Origin of the sequence: Ferribacterium limneticum (assembly GCF_020510625.1) — a bacterium.
Classification (GTDB): Bacteria; Pseudomonadota; Gammaproteobacteria; order Burkholderiales; family Rhodocyclaceae; genus Azonexus; species Azonexus limneticus_A.
In genome coordinates this window covers 3,934,538-3,955,043 of sequence record NZ_CP075191.1, presented here as the reverse complement: position 1 = coordinate 3,955,043, position 20,506 = coordinate 3,934,538, and the positions used below count along the sequence as shown (strand labels likewise).

The 20,506-nt window shown below is 62.2% G+C and carries 21 protein-coding genes; 16 read left to right on the top strand and 5 right to left on the bottom strand.

Annotated features, from left to right (window positions below; translation table 11 throughout):
- Positions 1–4: 4 nt before the first annotated feature.
- The 3 genes from KI617_RS18960 to hypE all read left to right on the top strand — a co-directional run bounded on the left by KI617_RS18960 (position 5) and on the right by hypE (position 3,105).
- Positions 5–253: a HypC/HybG/HupF family hydrogenase formation chaperone gene (locus KI617_RS18960; protein ID WP_226448998.1), complete on the top strand. Its 249-nt coding sequence runs from the start codon at positions 5–7 to the stop codon at positions 251–253.
- Positions 253–1,380, top strand: coding sequence for a hydrogenase formation protein HypD (gene hypD, locus KI617_RS18955; RefSeq protein WP_226448996.1), 1,128 nt, complete (start codon positions 253–255; stop codon positions 1,378–1,380). Before KI617_RS18960 ends, hypD begins: the two co-directional genes overlap by 1 nt.
- Positions 1,381–2,052: 672 nt before the next feature.
- Positions 2,053–3,105, top strand: a complete 1,053-nt coding sequence (gene hypE / locus KI617_RS18950; RefSeq protein WP_226448994.1) for a hydrogenase expression/formation protein HypE — start codon at positions 2,053–2,055, stop codon at positions 3,103–3,105.
- A 4-nt stretch (positions 3,106–3,109) separates the two neighbouring features.
- Here hypE and KI617_RS18945 read toward each other — a convergent pair whose 3' ends face one another.
- A complete protein-coding gene (locus KI617_RS18945) occupies positions 3,110–3,322 on the bottom strand; it encodes a hypothetical protein (RefSeq protein WP_226448992.1) in 213 nt (70 codons plus the stop codon).
- A 161-nt stretch (positions 3,323–3,483) separates the two neighbouring features.
- Here KI617_RS18945 and KI617_RS18940 point away from each other — a divergent pair, with 161 nt between their 5' ends.
- From KI617_RS18940 to KI617_RS18895, 10 genes are all read left to right on the top strand, one after another.
- Positions 3,484–5,160: a hydrogenase maturation protein gene (locus tag KI617_RS18940; protein WP_226448990.1), complete on the top strand. Its 1,677-nt coding sequence runs from the start codon at positions 3,484–3,486 to the stop codon at positions 5,158–5,160.
- Positions 5,157–6,656 (top strand): sigma-54-dependent transcriptional regulator, encoded by a 1,500-nt coding sequence (locus tag KI617_RS18935; protein WP_226448988.1) that lies wholly within the window; start codon positions 5,157–5,159, stop codon positions 6,654–6,656. Before KI617_RS18940 ends, KI617_RS18935 begins: the two co-directional genes overlap by 4 nt.
- Positions 6,653–7,654, top strand: a complete 1,002-nt coding sequence (locus tag KI617_RS18930) for an NADH-quinone oxidoreductase subunit B family protein (protein WP_226448986.1) — start codon at positions 6,653–6,655, stop codon at positions 7,652–7,654. Before KI617_RS18935 ends, KI617_RS18930 begins: the two co-directional genes overlap by 4 nt.
- A complete protein-coding gene (locus KI617_RS18925) occupies positions 7,651–9,069 on the top strand; it encodes a nickel-dependent hydrogenase large subunit (RefSeq protein WP_226448984.1) in 1,419 nt (472 codons plus the stop codon). Before KI617_RS18930 ends, KI617_RS18925 begins: the two co-directional genes overlap by 4 nt.
- 23 nt (positions 9,070–9,092) lie before the next feature.
- The gene (locus tag KI617_RS18920) at positions 9,093–10,853 is read left to right on the top strand and encodes an SWIM zinc finger family protein (RefSeq protein WP_226448982.1); all 1,761 of its coding nucleotides are present in this window, start codon (positions 9,093–9,095) and stop codon (positions 10,851–10,853) included.
- Positions 10,854–10,995: 142 nt separating this feature from the next.
- Complete coding sequence (locus KI617_RS18915) at positions 10,996–11,244, top strand: helix-turn-helix domain-containing protein (protein WP_226448980.1); 249 nt, start codon at positions 10,996–10,998, stop codon at positions 11,242–11,244.
- Positions 11,244–12,569 carry a type II toxin-antitoxin system HipA family toxin gene (locus tag KI617_RS18910; RefSeq protein WP_226448978.1) on the top strand — a complete coding sequence of 442 codons (1,326 nt, stop codon included), beginning with the start codon at positions 11,244–11,246 and terminating at the stop codon, positions 12,567–12,569. The genes KI617_RS18915 and KI617_RS18910 overlap by 1 nt, the downstream gene beginning before the upstream one ends.
- A gap of 110 nt (positions 12,570–12,679) precedes the next feature.
- Positions 12,680–13,366: a 2-phosphosulfolactate phosphatase gene (locus KI617_RS18905; protein WP_226448976.1), complete on the top strand. Its 687-nt coding sequence runs from the start codon at positions 12,680–12,682 to the stop codon at positions 13,364–13,366.
- 108 nt (positions 13,367–13,474) lie between these two features.
- Positions 13,475–14,263, top strand: coding sequence for a J domain-containing protein (locus KI617_RS18900; RefSeq protein WP_226448974.1), 789 nt, complete (start codon positions 13,475–13,477; stop codon positions 14,261–14,263).
- On the top strand, positions 14,263–14,655 hold the full coding sequence (locus KI617_RS18895) for a hypothetical protein (protein ID WP_226448972.1): 393 nt from the start codon (positions 14,263–14,265) through the stop codon (positions 14,653–14,655). The genes KI617_RS18900 and KI617_RS18895 overlap by 1 nt, the downstream gene beginning before the upstream one ends.
- A 15-nt stretch (positions 14,656–14,670) precedes the next feature.
- On the opposite strand, the gene KI617_RS18890 is transcribed toward KI617_RS18895, so the two are convergent.
- From KI617_RS18890 to KI617_RS18875, 4 genes are all read right to left on the bottom strand, one after another.
- Complete coding sequence (locus KI617_RS18890) at positions 14,671–15,636, bottom strand: AAA family ATPase (RefSeq protein WP_226448970.1); 966 nt, start codon at positions 15,634–15,636, stop codon at positions 14,671–14,673.
- Between the two features lie 229 nt (positions 15,637–15,865).
- Positions 15,866–16,258 carry a hemerythrin domain-containing protein gene (locus KI617_RS18885; RefSeq protein ID WP_226448968.1) on the bottom strand — a complete coding sequence of 131 codons (393 nt, stop codon included), beginning with the start codon at positions 16,256–16,258 and terminating at the stop codon, positions 15,866–15,868.
- Positions 16,255–17,322 (bottom strand): hypothetical protein, encoded by a 1,068-nt coding sequence (locus tag KI617_RS18880; RefSeq protein WP_226448966.1) that lies wholly within the window; start codon positions 17,320–17,322, stop codon positions 16,255–16,257. The genes KI617_RS18885 and KI617_RS18880 overlap by 4 nt, the downstream gene beginning before the upstream one ends.
- Entirely contained in the window at positions 17,323–17,652 is a 330-nt protein-coding gene (locus KI617_RS18875; RefSeq protein ID WP_226448964.1) for a metal-sulfur cluster assembly factor, read from the bottom strand.
- Between the two features lie 78 nt (positions 17,653–17,730).
- On the opposite strand from KI617_RS18875, the gene nikR reads away from it, so the two are divergent.
- From nikR to KI617_RS18860, 3 genes are all read left to right on the top strand, one after another.
- Complete coding sequence (gene nikR / locus KI617_RS18870) at positions 17,731–18,195, top strand: nickel-responsive transcriptional regulator NikR (RefSeq protein WP_226448962.1); 465 nt, start codon at positions 17,731–17,733, stop codon at positions 18,193–18,195.
- Entirely contained in the window at positions 18,170–19,516 is a 1,347-nt protein-coding gene (locus KI617_RS18865; RefSeq protein ID WP_226448960.1) for a PAS domain-containing sensor histidine kinase, read from the top strand. Before nikR ends, KI617_RS18865 begins: the two co-directional genes overlap by 26 nt.
- A gap of 114 nt (positions 19,517–19,630) precedes the next feature.
- Positions 19,631–20,440 (top strand): HoxN/HupN/NixA family nickel/cobalt transporter, encoded by an 810-nt coding sequence (locus KI617_RS18860; protein WP_226448958.1) that lies wholly within the window; start codon positions 19,631–19,633, stop codon positions 20,438–20,440.
- Positions 20,441–20,506: the final 66 nt, after the last annotated feature.

Sequence of the window (20,506 nt, the reverse complement as noted above, 5' to 3'; positions counted from 1 at the left end):
GCGGATGTGTCTCGCGATCCCCGCGCAGGTCGTTGAACTGCGCCCCGACGACAATGCTCTGGTCGATCTGGCCGGGGTAAAAAAGGAAATTTCGTTGGCCCTGGTCGAGGGTGTGGCGGTGGGCGATTACGTGATCGTCCATGTCGGCTACGCGCTGAACAAACTCGACCCGGAAGAGGCTGCGAAGACGCTAAAGCTGTTCGCCGAAATGGGCGAGCACGCCTTGGCCGACGGCGACCCGACCATCCACTGATGAAGTACATCGACGAGTTCCGCGACGGTGACGTCGCGCAAACGCTGGCGGCAGCGATCCGCGCCGAGGCCGATCCGGCACGCAGCTACCATTTCATGGAATTCTGCGGCGGCCACACCCACGCCATCTCGCGCTACGGCGTTTCCGACCTGTTGCCGGCCAACGTCAAGATGATCCACGGCCCGGGCTGCCCGGTTTGCGTGCTGCCCATCGGCCGCGTCGATCAGGCGATCCGCCTGGCGCTGGAGCAGGGTGTCACGCTGTGCACCTACGGCGACTGCCTGCGCGTGCCGGCCTCCGATGCCTTGTCACTGATGAAGGCCAAGGCGCGGGGCGGCGACATCCGGATGGTCTATTCGAGCGCCGATGCAGTCACGCTGGCCCAGAAGAACCCGGACAAGCAGGTCGTCTTCTTCGCCATCGGCTTCGAGACGACGACGCCGCCGACTGCGGTAGCGATCAAGCAGGCGGCGGCGCTCGGTCTGAAGAATTTCTCGGTACTCTGCTGCCATGTCCTGACGCCGTCAGCTATCTCCAGCATCCTCGAATCGCCGGAAGTTCGCCAGTGGGGCACCGTACCGCTCGATGGCTTCATCGGTCCGGCCCACGTGTCGACCATTATCGGCAGCCGGCCCTACGAGTTCTTTGCCGAGGAATACCGCAAGCCGGTGGTCATCGCCGGCTTCGAGCCGCTCGACGTGATGCAGGCGATCAAGATGCTGATCCGCCAGGTCAACGAAGGCCGTGCCGAGGTCGAGAACGAATTCGCTCGCGCCGTCAGCCGTGATGGCAACCTCAAGGCGCAGCAACTGGTCGCTGAGGTGTTCGAGATGCGGAAGAACTTCGAATGGCGCGGCCTGAACATCCTGCCCTACTCGGCGCTGCGCATTCGCAGCCAGTTCGCCGAATTTGACGCCGAAAAGCGCTTTCCGCTCGGTTATGCCTCGGTGCCCGATCACAAGGCCTGTGAGTGCGGGGCGATCCTGCGCGGGGTCAAACGACCGCAGGATTGCAAGATTTTCGGGACGGTGTGCACGCCGGAGAATCCGGTCGGGTCGTGCATGGTGTCGTCGGAGGGGGCTTGTGCGGCGCATTACACCTATGGGCGGTACAAGGATGTGGCCTGAGGTTGCTTGCCTGCCATTCCCGCGGAGGCGGGAATCCAGAGCGCTGCTTAATTGGGGTCAGACCCCAGTTCCCTTTGAGGTTTTGCGCTCGTTCGGCCGTTGTTTTCCGCGCTTGAGGCGCGTCTCACTTTTTCTTGCTTCGCCAAGAAAAAGTAAGCAAAAAGAAGGCGACCCTGGGTCGGCGCCGGCTACGCCGGTTCCCTGTGCTACTCGGTTCTGGCGGGGGCTGCGCAACTCGGGCTACGCCCTCAGACAGTGCTCGCCCTTTTTCCGCCAGCCCCTGCGTTGCTCGGCGCCTCCCAAGGGGCCCGCTAAACCATCCGTGGCCGACGAGGGGTCTTTCGATTTTGGCCTTTTTTTCGGGCCGACCGTAGCATTCCATTTCTGGCGCCTCTGCCCGATTCCGGAGGCCTTTCGGGTCCCCCTGAGAGACGCTGAGCAACGCAGGCGGGCCGGGGGTAGTCGGCTGGCGGTGTTTGAGCCGCAGGCGAGTTTAGCCAGCCGCCCGGCCTGCCGAGTAGCGCAAGGGACCGGCGTAGCCGGCGCCGACCCGGGGGTCGCCTTTTCTTTGGCTACTTTCTTTTGGCGAAGCAAAAGAAAGTACGCCCGCCCTCAAGGCGGAAAGCAAGGTTTGAAGCAGGAACCCTCCCCAAAATCCATCATCCCAATTCCATGACCCAAACCCGCAAAACCTACGTCCGTCCCCTCGACATCAAACACGGCCAGATCGACATGGCCCATGGCTCCGGCGGTCGGGCGATGGCACAACTGATCGAGGAACTGTTCGCCAAATACCTCGGCAACGAATATCTCGCCCAAGGCGACGATGGTGCCTTGTTGCCAGCACCGGGCGAAGGCCGTCTGGTCATGGCAACCGACTCGCATGTCGTCTCGCCACTGTTTTTCCCCGGCGGCGATATCGGTTGCCTGTCGGTGCATGGCACGATCAACGACGTGGCGATGATGGGGGCGAAGCCGCTCTACCTTTCTGCCGGTTTCATCCTTGAAGAAGGATTCAAGCTCGCCGATCTGGCGCGCATCGTGCAAAGTATGGCGGCTGCAGCGAAAGAAGCCGGGGTGCCGGTGGTAACCGGCGATACGAAAGTGGTCGAGCGCGGCAAGGGGGACGGGGTGTTCATCACGACAACCGGCGTCGGCGTGGTGCGGCCGGGGAACGAACTGTCCGGGCGTAATGCGCAGCCGGGTGATGTGATTCTGGTCTCCGGCACGCTCGGCGATCACGGCATGGCGATCATGGCTGAGCGCGAGAGCCTGGGCTTCGAATCGCCCATCGTTTCCGACACGGCGGCCTTGCATGGCCTGATCGCCACGATGCGGGCGAGCGGCGCGGATATTCACGTGCTACGCGATCCAACGCGGGGCGGGCTGGCGACGACGCTGAACGAGATCGCCAAGCAATCCGGCGTCGGGATGATGCTGCAGGAAAAGGCACTGCCGGTGAAGCCGGCGGTCAATGCAGCCTGCGAATTTCTGGGATTGGACCCGCTTTATGTGGCTAACGAAGGCAAACTGGTCGCGATCTGTGCCGAACGGGATGCTGAAGATTTATTGGCTGCGATGCGGGGCCATCCGCTGGGGGCGGACGCGGCGATCATTGGCCGCGTGCATGAAGATCCCCATCATTTTGTCCAGATGACCACTGGTTTCGGCGGCAAGCGTATCGTGGACTGGTTGAGCGGCGAGCAGTTGCCGCGGATTTGCTAAGCGATCAGTGGCGCAGCGCAATCATTACCGAGCGGACGTCGCCGACTTCAGAAATGACGAGTTCGCGGGCGTCGGCCAGGTTGTCGGCGTTACGGATGTGGAACAGGTCACGACGGCCGTCCGGGTAGCGGATGGCGGCGACGTATTCCGGACGCGGGGCACGGTTGACGGGCATGTTGCGTTGCTTGGCGGGCTTTCTTTGGGCTTGCGTTGTCATTTCCAAGTTCCTTTTTTGTTGCAGCGCATCGTAGTCAAACGGTGTTACATCAAAAATATCGCGAAGGTGATAGTGCAATGCAGCATGGGAAAATGCATCCCGCAAAGCCTTGTCCTGCCTGACATCGTCGCCACCAAATAAATTGTAAAGAAGTGTAAAACATGCGAATTCTCTTCATTACGCACAGTTTCAACAGCCTGACGCAGCGCTTGTATTACGAATTGGCGGCGCGCGGCCATGAAATCAGTATCGAGTTCGATATTGCCGACTCGGTGAGCGAGGAGGCGGTCGGTCTTTTCCGGCCCGATCTGATCATCGCGCCCTTCCTCAAGCGAGCCATTCCCGAATCGATCTGGTCGCGTCAGCTGTGCCTGGTGGTGCATCCCGGCATCGTCGGCGACCGTGGCCCATCGGCGCTCGACTGGGCGATCCAGGGCGGCGTCAAGGAATGGGGTGTCACCGTGCTGCAGGCCGAAGCGGAGATGGATGCCGGCCCGGTCTGGGCTTCGGCAACTTTCCCGATGCGGGCGGCGAGGAAAGCCTCGATTTATCGCAATGAAGTGACCGAAGCAGCCGTCTTGGCGGTGCTGCAGGCCGTCGACCGCAAATGCGCCGGCAATTTCGTGCCGGTACGTGTGCCGGGTCAGGCTCATGCCCTGATGCGACAAGCCGACCGGCGTATCGACTGGCAAGCCGAAAGCAGCGCGGCCATCATTGCCAAACTGAACGCCGCCGATGGTTTTCCCGGCGTGGCCGACGAACTGTTCGGCCAGCCCTGCCACCTGTTCGATGCCTGGCCGGAAAGTGCCCTGAAAGGCGCGCCGGGCAGTCTGCTCGGCCGTCGTGAAAGCGCCATTTGTCGGGCGACTGTCGATGGTGCCGCCTGGATCGGTCACATCAAGCGACCCGGGGGCATCAAGCTGCCGGCGACACAGGCTTTCCCCGAGGCGCTCGAACTGCCGGAGTTGCCTTTGTCCGGCTACCGGAAATCGGCGACGCCGACCTGGCAGGAAATCGCCTATGAAGAGGCGGCCGGGGTCGGTTTCCTCAGTTTCGAGTTCTACAACGGCGCGATGAGTACCGAGCAATGCCGGCGACTGACCGAGGCCTTTCGCTGGGCGACAACACAGCCGACCAAGGTGATCGTGCTGCGTGGCGGCAGCGATTTCTGGTCGAACGGCATCCATCTGAACACCATCGAGGCGGCCGAAAGTCCGTCGGACGAGTCGTGGGCCAACATCAACGCGATCGATGATCTGGCCGAAGCGATATTGCGCTGCGAAACGCAATTGACCGTGGCGGCTGTGGGCGGCAACACCGGGGCGGGCGGCTGTTTCCTGGCCCGGGCAGCCGATTTTGTCTGGGTACGCGACGGCGCGGTGCTCAACCCGCATTACAAGAACATGGGCAATCTGTACGGCTCGGAATTCTGGACTTATCTGTTGCCGCCACGTGTTGGCGAGGAAGGGGCGCGGGCCATCATGCGCCACCGATTGCCGATGAGCGCGAAAGAGGCGGTCGAACTCGGTTTCTACGATGCCTGTCTTCCAGCCCCAGGTTTCACGGTCGATATCGCCCGGCGGGCCGCCGAACTGGCGGCAGCGCCCGACCTGGCCGAGCGCCTTGCGGCCAAGCAGGCCAAACGGCAGGCCGATGAAGCGATCAAGCCGCTTTCGGCCTACCGTGATGAAGAACTGAAGGAAATGCGGCGCAATTTCTATGGTTTCGATCCTTCGTACCACGTCGCGCGCTATCATTTTGTCTCCCGCTCGGCGCATTCGTGGACCCCGCGCCACCTTGCCCGTCACCGCGATCTTGACTGGAAGATTCCCGAATGAGCCACCCGGCTTCCAACCGCAGCCTGCGCAAACTACCGGCCATCCTTGTCGTCGATGACGAAGTCCGTTCGCAGGAGGCCTTGCGCCGAACGCTGGAAGAAGATTTCGACGTGCTGTGTGCGTCCAGCGCCGACGAGGGCATGGAAATCCTCGAGCGGGAGCAGGCCACCGCGGCCATTCGCATCGTGCTTTGCGACCAGCGCATGCCGGGGACGACCGGCGTGCAGTTCCTGCGGGAAGTGCGGAACCGCTGGCCGGACATCGTGCGCATCATCCTGTCCGGTTATACCGACGCCGAGGACATCATCACCGGCGTCAACGAGGCAGGCATCTGGCAATACCTGCTGAAGCCCTGGCAGCCCGAGCAACTGCTGCTGACCATGCAGCGCGCCGCCGAGGTCTGGCGCCTGCAGCAGGAAAACCAGCGCCTGTCGCTCGACTTGCGCACGGCCGAGCCGGTGCTGAAACGGCATGTCGACCACAAGCAGGAAAAGGTCAAGAGCAGTTTCGGCCTGGCCGGCTTCATTCGGGCACCGGGCAGTCCGATCAATGCCGTCTGCGACATGGTTGGGCGTGTTGCGCCTTTCGACCTGTCGGTGATGGTCACCGGCGAGTCGGGGACTGGCAAGGAAATGATTGCCCGCGCCATCCACTACGAAAGCCGTCGGGCCAGCAAGCCCTTCATTACCGAAAACTGCGGCGCCCTGCCTGATACCTTGCTCGAATCGGAACTCTTCGGCTACAAGCGCGGTGCCTTCACCGGGGCGGTGGAGGATCGCGTCGGCCTGTTCCAGCAGGCCGATGGCGGCACGCTTTTCCTCGATGAAATCGGCGAAACCAGTCCGGCGTTCCAGGTCAAGCTGCTGCGTGTGCTGCAGGAAGGCGAGTTTCGCCCGCTCGGCAGCAATCGTCCGGTCCATGTCGATGTCCGGGTCATTGCCGCGACCAATCGCGATCTGGAGCAGGATGTCCGCACCGGCCGTTTCCGCGAAGATCTCTACTACCGGCTGGCAACCATCGCCCTGCATGTACCGCCGCTGCGCGAGCGGCCGATGGACCTGCCACTGCTTGCCCGCCGCCTGCTCGACAGCAGTTGCAACGCGCTCGGCAAATCGGTCGAAGGTTTTACCAACGAAGCGCTTGCCTGCATTGCCGCCTATCGCTGGCCGGGCAACGTACGCGAACTGCAGAACGAAATTCTGCGCATGGTGGCCTTGTCCACGACGCCACTGCTCGGCGCCGACCTGCTCTCACCGCGCGTCCTGCGCACACCGGTCGGCGATTTCGACGAAGCCCGCCCGGACGACGAACTGGCGTGGGCCGCCGGATTGAGCGGGGGGCTCAAGGAGCGCATGGATCAGTTGGAAATGCACGTCCTCAAGGAAGCGATGATCCGCCATCGCTGGAACAAATCCCGGGCGGCCCGGGAGCTGGGCCTGTCACGGGTTGGCCTGCGGGCCAAGCTGGTTCGCCACGGACTGGAGCAGGCTGAATGAAGGTGCTCTGGCTGCAGAGCGGCGGCTGCGGCGGTTGCACGCAGTCCATGCTGTGCTCCGAGCCTCGTTCGCTGTTCGACGAACTGCGTGATGCTGGCATCGAATTCCTCTGGCACCCGGCGCTGTCGGTCGAAAGCGGCGACGAGGCACTGAGCATTCTCGAAGACTGTGCCGAAGGGCGCATGGCTTTCGACGCGCTGTGTATCGAAGGTGCCATGCTGCGTGGCCCGAACGGTACCGGCAAATTCCACCTGATGGCGGGCAGTGGCCGACCGCTGACGGAATGGGTCGAACGTCTGGCCCGCCACGCCAAATGGGTCTTTGCGATTGGCTCGTGCACGGCCTATGGCGGTTTTTCGGCCAATACGCCGGGCAATCCGCTGGAAGCCTGCGGCCTGCAATTCGACGAACAGACACCGGGCGGCCTGCTTGGCGCCGGTTTCCAGTCGTCGGCCGAATTACCGGTGATCAACATTGCCGGCTGCCCGACGCATCCCGGCTGGGTGGTCGATACCCTGGAAAAGGCAGCACTGGAAGGCATTGCCGCCAATGATCTCGATGAGTTCGGCCGGCCCCTGCTTTACGCCGGTGGCCTGGTCCACCACGGTTGTGCCCGCAACGAGTATTACGAATTCAAGGCCAGCGCCGAGAAGCAGTCCGACCTTGGCTGCCTGATGGAAAACCTCGGCTGCAAGGGCACGCAGGCCCACGCCGACTGCAACCTGCGGCCGTGGAATGGTAGCGGCTCCTGCCTGCGCGGCGGCTTTGCCTGCATCGCCTGCACCGAGCCGGGTTTCGAGTCACCCGGCCACGCCTTCCAGGAAACGCCCAAGCTGGCCGGCATTCCAATCGGTCTGCCGACCGATATGCCAAAAGCCTGGTTCGTCGCGCTGGCCGCGCTCTCCAAATCGGCGACACCAAAGCGGGTGCGCAACAACTCGGTGGCCGACCACCCGGTGGTTCTGCCGGCGATCCGGAAAAAAGGCGGCGGCAAATGACGCGCATCCTCGTCGGGCCATTCAATCGGGTTGAAGGCGACCTCGAAATCAGCCTCGATCTGGAAAACGGGCGAATCCAGTCGGCACAGGTCAATTCGCCGCTCTTTCGTGGATTCGAGCAGATCATGGTCGGCCGGGCACCGCTCGACGCGCTGGCCATCGTGCCGCGTATCTGTGGCATCTGTTCGGTCGCCCAGTCGGCGGCGGCAGCCTCGGCGCTGGCCGATGCGATGGGTATCGTCCCAACGCCGAACGGCCTGCTCGCCCGCCATCTGATCCAGGCCACCGAAAACCTGGCCGATCACCTGACGCACTTCTACCTCTTTTTCATGCCCGACTTTGCCCGTCCGGCCTATGCCGGGCGTCACTGGCATGGTCCGGTCGCCCAGCGCTTCGCGGCGGTCAAAGGGGATGCCGCCGCCGAAGTCCTGTCAGCCCGCGCTAGCTTCCTCAAGCTGATGGGCTTTCTCGCCGGTCGCTGGCCGCACACCCTGGCCATTCAGCCCGGCGGCAGCACGCGGGCGATTACTGCCGGCGAGCGTATTCGCTTGTTGGCGCTGCTCCGCGAATTTCGTGGCTTTCTCGAAAAGCGCCTGTTTGGCGATTCGCTGGCCGCAGTTTCCCAACTGGCCAGCAAAGACCAATTGCTCGCCTGGGCCGCCGGCCGGGCTGGCGACTTCCCGGCGTTTCTAGACGCGGCCACGGATCTCGGCCTCGACCAGATGGGGCGCGCCTACGATGCTTTCCTCTCCTATGGCGCCTACGACCTCTTTCCCGCAGGCACCTGGCAAGGCAGTCAAGCGGCGGCCTTCGATCCCGTGGCCATCGATGAAGACACCACCAGCGCCTGGCTGGCGACCGGTCAGCCGCGCCATCCGGCGCAGGGTGAAACGGTGGTCGATTCCGGCAAGCCGGAAGCCTACACCTGGTGCAAGGCGCCGCGCTATGCCGGTCAGCCCTACGAAGTCGGCGCGCTGGCCCGCCAGGTCATCGCCGGCCACCCGCTCCTGCTCGACCTGGTGCAGCGCGAAGGGGCCAGCGTCATGGCCCGCGTCGTCGCCCGCCTGCTCGAACTGGCCCTCGTCCTGCCCGCCATGGAATCCTGGGTTCAGGCCCTGCAACCCGGCGAAGCCTTCTGTGCCCACGGCGACATGCCCGACGACGCCACCGGAACCGGCCTTGTCGAAGCCGCCCGCGGCAGCCTCGGGCACTGGCTGAGCATCAAACGCGGCCGCATCGAGCGCTACCAGATCATCGCCCCGACCACCTGGAACTTCTCCCCGCGCGACAGCAACGCCTTGCCCGGCCCGCTCGAACAGGCCTTGGTCGGCCTGCCGGCCGGAGAAGGCGCCCCGCCAACCGTGCAGCATGTCGTTCGTTCGTTCGACCCTTGCATGGTGTGTACGGTGCATTAGCAAAGCCATGGACTTCTCGCAACATGCTCAATGACCTCATCTCACGCGCTACTCTCGAAGAATTCGCCGGAACCACAGCTCTCCAGCGTGGGGAACAGTATTTTTCCGTCGGCGCGGTTCGCCGCCTGCGGCTAACTGACGACAAGATCACCGCTAAGGTCGAAGGCAGCGAAACCTATCAGGTTGAACTCCGGGATGACGAAGGTGATCTGGCCTACGACTGCTCTTGTCCGCGTGCTGCCGACGGATATTTTTGCAAACATTGCGTGGCCGTCGGGCTGGCATGGCTTGCTGAAAATTCTGCAGCGGTGCAAGCGGGTGTGGTTTCCGGCCAGAAGAAGCGGCGCGATCCATGGCAGGACATCAAGGAGTTCCTGGCCACGCAATCACCGGAAACCTTGATCGAATTGCTGCTGGATGTAGCCCAACGCGACGACCGGCTCTATCAGTCGCTATTGCTCAAGACCGAGTGCTCGGGCGGTGGTGGCAAGATAGCCAAGGCATTCCGGCAGGCCATCGACGGTGCGACGCGTCTCCACGGCTATCTTGATTGGCGTGAGGTGAGCACCTATGCCAGCAATATCGACCAAGTGGTGGAGTCGCTCGCCGATCTGCTGAAACCCGATACTGCGGCGGTCCTGGTGGAACTGGCTGAATACGCCATCGAACGTGTCGAGAATGCGCTCGAACAAATCGACGACTCAAATGGCGAAGTCGGCGACACGCTCCATGGCCTCGGCGAATTGCACCTGAAGGCTTGCGCCATGGCGCGGCCTGAACCGGGCGGACTGGCCGAGCGTCTTTTTCGCCTTGAAACCACGCTGCCCTTCAATGTGTGCAGCTTCGATGCCGCCACCTACCGCGATGTCCTTGGCGACGTGGGATTGCGCCGCTACCGTGAGCTGGCCGAAGCCGAGTGGTACAACATCAAGCAACGCGACAGCCAGGATGGCTACGACGGTCATCGATACCGGATCACCCACATCATGGAACAACTGGCCAAGGCAAGTGGCGACATCGAGGAATTGGTCGCGATCAAGTCGCGTGATCTTTCGGCCGGTTACTGCTATCTCAGCATCGCCGAAATCTATGCCAAGGCCGAGCAGCCGGAAAAGGCGTTGGATTGGGCGGAGCGCGGCCTGAAGGCTTTTCCCGAGCGGCCCGATAATCGGCTGAGGGATTTTCTGGTGGCGGCCTACCTCAAGTGCCAGCGAAACGACGAGGCGCTGCAACTCTCCTGGATTCAGTTCGACGAATCTCCGACTCTCGAACACTACCTCAAGCTGCATGATGTCGCCGGCCAGCTCGGCACCTGGCCGGAGCAACGGGAGCGGGCCTTGATCAAGGTTGATGAGTTCATTGCTCGCGAGGCGGCGGCAACGAGCCGCTGGCGGCCGAAACCGATGGCTCCCGACTATTCGCTACGCCTGCAGATTGCCTTGTGGGAAGAGGACCTGGATACGGCATGGTCGGCGGTGCATCAGGGTAGCTGTAATCGCAGCCTGCTGATAGCGTTGGCCGGGAAGCTCGAATCCGGGCGCCCAAGTGATGCCGTCAGCCTTTACCGCCGCTTGGTGCCGCCCATCGTCGAGCAGACCAATAACGCCGCTTACAGCGAGGCAATCAAACTGGTTCGCAAGATTGGCAGCTTGATGAAAACGCAGAACCAGCTTGCCCAGTACGGTGACTATCTGGCCGAGCTGCGCGTGCAGTTCAAACCGAAACGGAATTTCATCAAGCTGCTGGATGGCGAGATGTATTCAGGAAAAAATTCGGCCCGTTAGAGTTTTCTGACTTTTCGCTCCGCCAGAAAACTCCACTGTAACTGGAATTATGGTTTACGCCCTATGAGGTATAAATATTAAATAAGCCCTAAAGGGCGTATTTGTGTAATATCCCCTATACGACGTTTTTGCGGAGTGTGCAGTGGCCTTCGTCATTACAAACCAGCAGCAGATCGGCCCCACTTTAAAAGGATTGCGCAAGCAAAAAGGTTTGACGCAAATTCAGATGGCAAAGCTGAGCGGCCTTGGCCAAAAAACCATCTCACTACTGGAAACCGAGCCTTGGCGCTGCAGCGTCGATAGCCTCTTGCGCTACATGTCTGCGGTCGATGTCGCCATGAGCCTCGATTTCATCGCCGCCATGCGCAGCAGCAGTAGCGAGGAGTGGTAATGCGGCGCCCCAAGAAATCAGGCGCACTCAGCCTCTGGATGAACGGCCAGCGGGTTGGCACGTGGGTCGTCACAGCGCAGGGCGAGCATCAACTTCATTACGATGAAACATGGCTCGCTTCGCCGCTCGGGCGTCCGATTTCCTTGTCGATGCCCCTGCGGCCAGCCACCGCGCCGTACAAGGGCGAACTCGTCCGCAACTACTTTGAGAATCTGCTGCCGGACAACGACAACATTCGGCAACGGCTGGCCAAGCGTTTCTCGACCGGAACCGAAGCATTCCGCTTACTCGCCGAAATCGGTCGAGATTGCGTGGGTGCCCTGCAGATCATGCCCGATGGCGAAAACCCGCCATCAACCGACGCCATCCAGTGCGAGCCGCTGTCCGATGAACAAGTCGCGGAACATCTGGCCGGCACCCTAACAGCGCCTGCCTTTACCCAAGCGGACGACAGCTTCCGGATTTCCATTGCCGGCGCACAGGAAAAAACGGCCCTCCTTTGGCACAAGGAGAATTGGTGCCGCCCGCTGGGTGCCACACCGACGACCCATATTTTCAAATTGCCGATGGGGCAAATGCCAGGCGGCATTGATCTATCGACCTCAGTTGAAAACGAGTGGCTTTGCCACCGCCTATTGCAGGCTTTTGATATCCCCGTCGCCAACGCCGAGATTGTGCAGTTTGGGGAAATGAAAGCGCTCTGTGTCGAACGCTTCGACCGCCGCTGGATGGCGGATGGTCGCCTGCTCCGTCTCCCTCAGGAAGACTTTGCGCAAGTCTTTGGCGTCCCGCCGGACATCAAATACGAAAGCCAGGGTGGCCCCGGGATTCGTCCGATTCTCGATCAGCTTAACGGATCAAGCCAGGCACAAGCCGATCGGCACGACTTCTTCCGAACCCAGGTTTTATTCTGGATGCTGGCCGCAATCGATGGTCATGCCAAGAATTTCAGCGTATTCATTGAGCCGAAGGGCTTTTACCACCTGACCCCGCGCTACGACGTGCTTTCCGCGCACCCGGTCATGGGGCATGGGGCCGGCCGCCTTTCTGCGCACAAGGTCAAAATGGCCATGGCGATTGAAGGCAAGAACCGCCATTACAAATGGTCGGAAATTCGTCGCGAACACTTTGAACAGACGGCGCAATGCTGCCATCTGCCTGATGCTCCTGCACTGATTGACGAGTTGGTCGCCAGAACCCCTCAAGCTATCGCCGAGGTGGCCGCCAAATTACCGAAGAGTTTCCCGGAAGCTTTGGCCAATTCCATATTTGAAGGCCTGAACCAGGCCGCTACTGCCTTGGGCTGCCCGACGCTTGTTGAGTAGCGCATCGTTCTCCGCGTGACGGTTGCCGGGAAGGTTCAGGGCGGCTATTTTGAAGTGTGCAAGAAGTTGAAGTCGTGCCGAGCCTTTGAGCCTATGTTTGCCCGAGTGCCATGAGATTTTCCCGCATCTTCCTGAATCGTCTGCATAACCAGGCGAGTGCCAATGACACGGTGGTCGTCATTGATACCTTGCGTTCATTCACGACGGCGGCGGTGGCGCTCGCCAAGGGCGCGCGGGCGATCTATCCGGTGGAGGGGCTCGCCATGGCGATTGCCCTGATCGGCAGAATCCCCGACCCGGTGTCGGTGGGCGCCGTGGGTGGTGGCGATCCGGCGCCCGGGTTCGATTTCGGCAATTCACCCTCCCGGCTGATGCAGGCTGACCTGGCCGGCAAGAACGTCGTGATGAGCACGGCGGCCGGGGTGCGCGGCCTGCAGCGGTTTCGCCAGGCACGCCAACTCTATGCTGCCAGCCTCGTTTGTGCGCGGGCAACGGCCGAGGCGATCCGGGCGGCAGAGGCCAGGGAGGTTTGCTTTGTCATTACCGGCGAATGGGTCGATCGCGATGGTGACGAGGACATCGCTTGTGCCGATTACATAGAGTCCCTGCTCCGGGGCGATAATCCCGCACCCGAGGCCTACGCTCAGCGGGTGCGGACCTCCGATTTCGGCCAGCGCTTTAGCGCCGGCACCTGGCCGAATCTGCCGTTGGCCGATCTCGATCTCGCCGCTCAGGCCGATCTTTTTGACTTTGCCATGCCGGTGCGGCGAGAAGGAGAGCATCTGGTCATTCGCTGACCGAAGATGTTCGCGCCGCCGGGTGGGTCTCGCAGTGCCCCCTGATTGATGGTGCCCGCATAAGGGCTTTGGTATGCTCCGGGGCAATTCCGATTGAAAATCCGCCCCATGAAGCAGACCACCAATTACTACGACTTGCTGGAAGTTTCGCCGCATGCTGATCTGATCGAGATCAGCTCGGCCTACCTGAGAATTTCGCGGGCGCTGGCCGCCGAAAACAGCCCGCTGCCCGAGTCCGAAACTGAACTCAAGCAGCAGTTGCTCAAGCATGCCTACGATGTGCTCTCCAATCCGTCGCGCCGTTCGGATTACGATGCCGGCCTGGTCATGCGCGGTGGCGAGACGGCCGGGCTGGATCGGTCGCTGCATGTCGAGGTGGCGCTGGAGTCGTCGAAGTCGAGCCCGATCCGGCGACTGCTGACGGTGATCGCCGCCGTCATGGTGATTGGCATGGTCATGCAGGTCACGGTGATGTTCATGTCCTACCAGCGGGCCAAGGCGGTGATGGGCGAAGATCCGACATCGCCGGCCGCTGAAAAGGTCTATCTCCAGGATTTTTACCAGACCTACGGTATCCGCGCCGCCAGCCGGGCCGAGGCCGATTTGTTGCTGGCCGACATGCGCCGCAAGGAGCAGGCGGAGCGTGAGGACCAGCAGAAACAGCGCTTGCAGGAAGATGAGGAGCGCAAGCAGCGCCGCTTTGAGGAGGAGTCAAGGCGACTCGGCGCCGAGGTGTCGGCCAATCTCCGCTATGCCGAGCAGCAGGCCGAGCGCGCCAAGGCAGAAGAAATCCGCCAGAAGGAAGAGAAGGAGCGCGCCGATAAAGAGGCCGAACGGGCCCGCCGGGAGCAGGAAATCAACCGCTTCCGCGGGCGCACTTTTCAGAACGAGGAGTAATGGCGGCTAGCGCTCGCCACCTTGCTGCCATGGGATTTTTCTCCGGAAATCGATTCAGGCTGATCGTGCTGGCGCTGCTGGTCGGGCTCGGCATCCATTTCCTGACGGGTGGCAAGCGAATCAGCGAGCGCGACTTTGTCGGCAAATGGCAGTCCGATCGTGCCGTCACCCCCATTCACCTGGCCGCCAATGGCGAATGGGAGCTCCGCAAGGACGACGGCACCGTCCTGCAATACGGGGTCTGGCGTTACGAGGGCAAGCAGATCATCTGGAGCATCAAGCAAGGCGGGCGGATTATCGATGATCCGACCCCTGTCCTTTCCGTCACGCCCGCCGAGTTTCGCCTCAAGGAGCGTGACGGCCAGACCACCGTTTTCAAGCGGCTGGACTGAGCGGGTTCCTCGTCGTCAGAAGCCGATCTTCCGGCTTCGCCCCATGCGTGCCTGTTCGAAATCCCGACCTTCCAGCCAGTTGCGGCCATCCAGCTTGGCGGTGCCGAAAGCGGCCAGCAGGCGCTTGCGCATGTCGCGCGGTGGCAGCGAGCCGAGCCGTTCGAGCACCGCTTCGTCGGCTTCCGGCGGGAAACCCCAGTCGTGCTGGCCGACGATTTCGCGGTACAGCGCGGCGGCGATGCTGATCGCCGCATCGTGGTCCGGGCGTGGCACTTCGTAGACGTTCATGCGGTTGAGGATGGGCTCGGGAATCGAGCGTTCATCGTTGGCCGTCGTCACCCACAGGATGTGCGAGGCGTCGATGTCGATGTCGATGAACTCGTCCTTGAAGGCACGCGCCGTGTCGCGTTCGAGCAGGCCGTACAGCGAGCCCATCGGGTCGTAGCGCGAATCGCCGCCGGCCTTGTCGATTTCGTCGAGGACCACGATGGGGTTGGCGAAGTCGCCATGGACCAGGGTGTGCGCCACCTTGCCAGGCTTGGCGTTGCTCCACTGCGACGAGGCGCCGGACAGCACCCAGCCGGCGGTCAGCGAGCTCATCGAGATGAATTCGTGGCCGGTACCCAGGTGCGAAGCCAGTTCGCGGGCGAAATGGGTCTTGCCGATGCCGGGTTCGCCAAGCAGCAGGATGGGCGTAAAGCTCATCGGCTCGTTGCCGGCGACGGAGAGGGCGACGTATTTCTTCAGGTCGTCGACGACCTCGCTGAAGTTCGGGCAGCTGTCGTAGAGTTCATCGATCATGTCGGCGCCGGTCGGGCGGACCAGGAAGCGGCCGCCGCCGCGCTGCTTCATCTTGTCGTAGAGGGTGGCCAGCGCTTCGTTGCGATTGCCGGCGGCTTCTTCCATGGCGCGCTCGATGGCGCCTACGTCGTAGATGGTGCGCTCTTCAGCGACCGAGAGTCGGATTTCACTGTGGGCCATGATGACTTCCTCCTTACGCTCTTAAACCGGATAACGGATCAAGCGGGCTACAGCTTGAATCAAGCAACTCCCGTTCCCGAATGTTTCAAGTGCGTCTTGATGGCCTGAAGATGCCCGTCAGAAGGGCGTCTTCAGGCGTGCCTGGAGTCCGCTGGGCGATCCTGGGGTTGCCGGTTTTGCGACGCCGCGCGCAGCCATCCGACAATTTTTGCCCTTGATTGGGGCGCGTTCAGGCCTCGGGGTAGAGCAGTCGCTGCGCGGTTTCGAACAGTTCGCGCTCCTCGAAGCGGACATGGTCGTTGAGCAAGGTGGCGAAGCGGGCCAGTGTTTCGCCGTCCGGTTTGGCCAGGCGCCGGTTAAGGTCGCGCAGTTCGGCGTGTTCAGCCAGTGTGCGCTGCACCAGATCGCCGGCACCGGCAGCAGCCAGCGCGGGCAGGAGATCTATTTCTTCGGTCTGGAAATGCGGTTCCAGTTCTTCCTGGAAGCGTTCACAGATGGTTTCGGCGGCCTGGGCAATGGCTGGGCCGAGCCCGGCATCGCAGGCGAAACGGGCCTGGCGGGCCATTTTGAGTGCCTGGTGGTGTTCGCGTGAGAGTTGCAGCAGGGCGGCGTGACGTTTCATCGGGCACCTCGTTTGGCGTTACGGCGGACAAGCGTTACCAGCGTTGCAATGAAGACCACCAGCACTAGGCCGTTCAACAGGGCGGCGTTGTGGCGCAGGTCAAAATTGTCGGCCAGGCTGCCGAAGACACGCAGCGCCAGCGTCAAATGGAGCAGCGTCAGCGGCAGGTAAAGGGCTGGGTGGTAGGGGATTTTGATTCGGGTGACGGCCGGGAAAATGATTGGCGCGTGACCGAAAACCATGGCAAAGACGAAACCGAGCCCGATGGCGTGCAGCGCCGCATCGCGCCAGGGATGGCCGGGAACGAAAGCGCCGGCCAGACCGAGCAGGCCGGCCGCGAGCAGCCAGGCGTAGCCGGAAAGCAGGCAGGCGGCAATGAAGCGGGTCAGTCCCTCGGTCGCGATATTGCGCCGGGCGATGTCGTAACGCAGTAGCCAGACCGCCAAGGCAATCAAGCCGACGGAAAAGAGCGGGTAAAGGCTAGCGACAGCGCTGACGAGCAGCTGGCCGACGATGCCGATGAACAGCTTCTGGGCGAGCGGCGGCGTGGGCAGAAAACGGGTCAGTTCGAGGCGTTCGCCGGCAATGGTCAAAACGAGAAAAAGCAGCCACCACGCCACCGCGGCACTGACCTCGCCGGTGACCAGCCAGAGCAGATTGCCGACCAGCCAGCAGCCGGCGGCCAGCGTCAGGATGATGGTGAAGACGGCCACCTGACGGCGCAGGGCGACTGCGCTGGCGGCGATCAGGCCGAACGCGGCAAGGCTGCCGAGGATTTGGCCAAGCAGCAGCGGGGCGCCAGCCAGCAGGGCGATACCGCTGGCCCCGGCCGCCAGGGGGGCGAGGTAGGCCCAGTTCCGGCCTGCCGCGACAGCGCGTTCGAGGCTGATTACCGTACCGAAAAAGGCGGCGATCATCAGCGGCCCATGCACACCGGCGGCCTGAACGGCGGGGGCGGGCACCTCCCAGCCAAGCCGGGCCAAGCCGGCCATGACGCCGCCGAGCAGCGAAAGCATGCCAAAAAAGAGGAGCGGCAGCCGGCCGCCGGGTTTCAGATCAGCCATTTATTCGCTGTCTGCCTCGTTCCAACCCAGGCTCAGGCGACACTTTTCGCTCATCATCGACGGTGCCCAAGGCGGTTCCCAGACGAGGCGGATTTCCGGCTGGCAGTCGGCCGGCAGCACGCGGTCGAGTTCGGCGTAGGCATCATCGACGATCATTTCGCCCATCGGACAGGCCGGCGAGGTCATGGTCATCTCGATCAGCAGCTTGGCGGGGCCGTCGAATTCGATGCGGTAGATCAGGCCGAGATCGACAATGTTGGCGCCGACCTCGGGGTCGACCACCTTGCGCAGGGCGGCGCGGATCTGTTCGGTATCGAGGGCAGCGGTCATTGGAGCGAGACGTTAGAATGCAAAAAAGACCATCCTAGCACCACGTTTACCGGCCGTATTTAGCAGGGAGCAAAGAACATGGAACGCTTCACCATTTCTCTGGACGAAGCTTTGGCCAAACAATTCGACCAGTTGATCGCGGCCCGCGGCTACAGCAACCGCTCGGAAGCCGTGCGCGACCTGATTCGCGGCGCCATCGAGAGCGACCGCCAGCGCGAAACGCCGTCCGGCCATTGCGTCGGCAACCTGTCCTACGTCTATAACCATCACGAACGAGAACTGGCGGAGCGCCTGACTGGCCTGCAGCACGATCACCACGACCTGACGGTGGCGGCGATGCACAGCCACCTCGATCACGACAATTGTCTTGAATCGGTGATCCTGAAAGGTTCGACCGCCGATGTCCGCCAGTTTGCCGACGCCCTGATGGCCGAACGCGGCGTGCGCCACGGCAAGCTGAACCTGATTGCGCTGGAGGCGGAACACCACCACGCCCACGACGAGCACGGTGAAGCGCATGTCCACTATCGTCCCGCCCGCTGATCTGTCGGCTGACTCGCCGCTGCCACCGGGCGGCGAACAGGCCTGGATCGAAGTCATCCAGAAGATGGACGAGGTCTACAACGACCTCCTGCAATACGAAGTCGCGCTGGAAGAAAAGAACGCCGCGCTTGAGGAGTCGCACCAATTCATCGAAAGTGTGCTGGCTTCGATGTCGGACATCCTGATTGTCTGCGACCGCAATGGTGGCATCGAGGAAGTTAACTCTTCCTTGCAGCATTTTTCCGGCAAGACGGCCGGTGAGCTGGAAAAGACACCGGTCTTTGATCTTTTTGCCGACGATGTCGAGCGTGCCAAGGCTCGCGACATCTTTGCCCGCTACGGCCGCAAAGGCGTTCATGACTGTGAGTTCTTCCTGCGCGCCGGTGACGGCTCGACCGTGCCGGTGTCGATGAACTGCACGCCCCGACTGTCGCAGACCGGCAAGTTGATGGGCATGGTGGTCACCGGCCGGCCGGTCGGTGAACTGCGCCGCGCCTATTCCGCCTTGCGTCAGGCGCACGACGACCTGAAACGGACGCAGGGCCAGTTGCTGCATGCTGAAAAAATGGTCTCGCTGGGCCGCCTGGTGGCCGGTGTGGCGCATGAACTGAATAACCCGATCAGCTTTGTGCTCGGCAACGTGCTGTCGCTGAAGCGCTACGCCAGCCGGCTCGAAAGCTATCTCGGTGCTGTTCATGCCAGCGATGCCGCGGACGACGGGGCGCTCAAGGCGATGCGGCAGGAGTTGCGCATCGACCGCATCCTGGCCGACATGCCGCATCTGATCGACGGCATGATCGAAGGGGCGGAGCGGACCCGCGACATCGTCGATGCCCTGAAACGCTTTTCGGCCGTGGACAAAATGACGCCCGAGCGGGTCAGTCTCAACGAAGTGGTCGAGCGCTCGGTGCGCTGGGTGGTGCAGAGCGCCTCGGCCAAGTTCGCGGTCGATGTCGATTTGCCGCCGGATCTGCAATGCTCGGGTTCGTCGGGCCAGTTGCAGCAGGTTGTGATGAATCTGGTGCAGAACGCCAGCGATGCCGTCGCCAATCGGGCAGATCCCCGGCTTAGTGTGACCGGCAGCATCGAAAACGGCATGGTGACCCTGCGTTTTACCGATAACGGCCCGGGGATTCCGGAAGAACATCTGAGTCGCCTGTTCGAGCCCTTCTTCACGACCAAGCCGGTTGGCCAGGGCACCGGCCTGGGCCTGTCGATCAGTTACGGCATCGTCGAACGGCATGGCGGCAAGCTCAGTGCCCGCAATGTGCCGGGCAACGGGGCGGAATTCATCCTTGCACTTCCGGTGGAAAGTCACTGATCACTTGGCCTGTTTTTCGTGGGCCGTGCGGACGATGAAATCAATACGAACAATGACTTATTGATCTGGCACGGTCTTTGTATGAAGATGTGAAAATCCTTCATACGGTGCCTCATGGAAACCCTGCCCACTGACTGGCTGTCGCTGCTGATCCTGACCTTCGTGCTCGGCATGAAGCATGGTTTCGACGCCGACCATCTGGCGACCATCGACGGTCTGACCCGCTACAACGCCCGCACCCGGCCCGGTCTGGCGCGCTATTGCGGCACGCTGTTCTCGCTGGGTCACGGCGCCGTGGTCATGGCCATCGCGCTTGGCGTTTCCGCACTCGCCGGGCAATGGGATGTCCCGGAATGGTTCGGCACGCTAGGGGCGGTGATCTCAATTGCCTTCCTCGTCGCCTTGGGCAGCCTCAACCTGGCTGCCGTGCTGGCGGCCGAGCCGCATGAAATGGTTCAGCCGGTCGGCCTCAAGGGGCGCCTGCTCGGCAACCTGCGGCACGTTTCACACCCGGCACTGATTGCACTGGTTGGTGCGCTCTTTGCGCTGTCTTTCGACACCTTGTCGCAGGCCGCCTTCTTCGCGCTGACCGCCACGCAGTTTGGTGGCTGGGAACACGCGCTGGTGCTGGCCTTGCTGTTCATGCTCGGCATGTTGCTGACCGATGGCATCAACGGGCTTTGGATCGCCCGCCTGATCGCCCGTGCCGACCAGGTGGCACTGATCGCCTCGCGGGTCATGGGGCTGGTCGTGTCCGGCGTCAGCCTGCTGGTGGCAGCCTTCGGCGCCGCCAAGATGCTGTCGCCAGCGGTTGATGCATGGAGCGAGGGCAAGGAACTGATCTTCGGATTTTCGCTGGTGGCGATCATCGCCCTCAGCTTTATCGCGGCGGTGCGCCTGACGCGCCGGCCTGCAACGGTTTGAGTACATCAAGACGGGGGATGGCCGGGCAACCGGCTTTTTTAAGCCATGAAATTAAGACGAAATTTA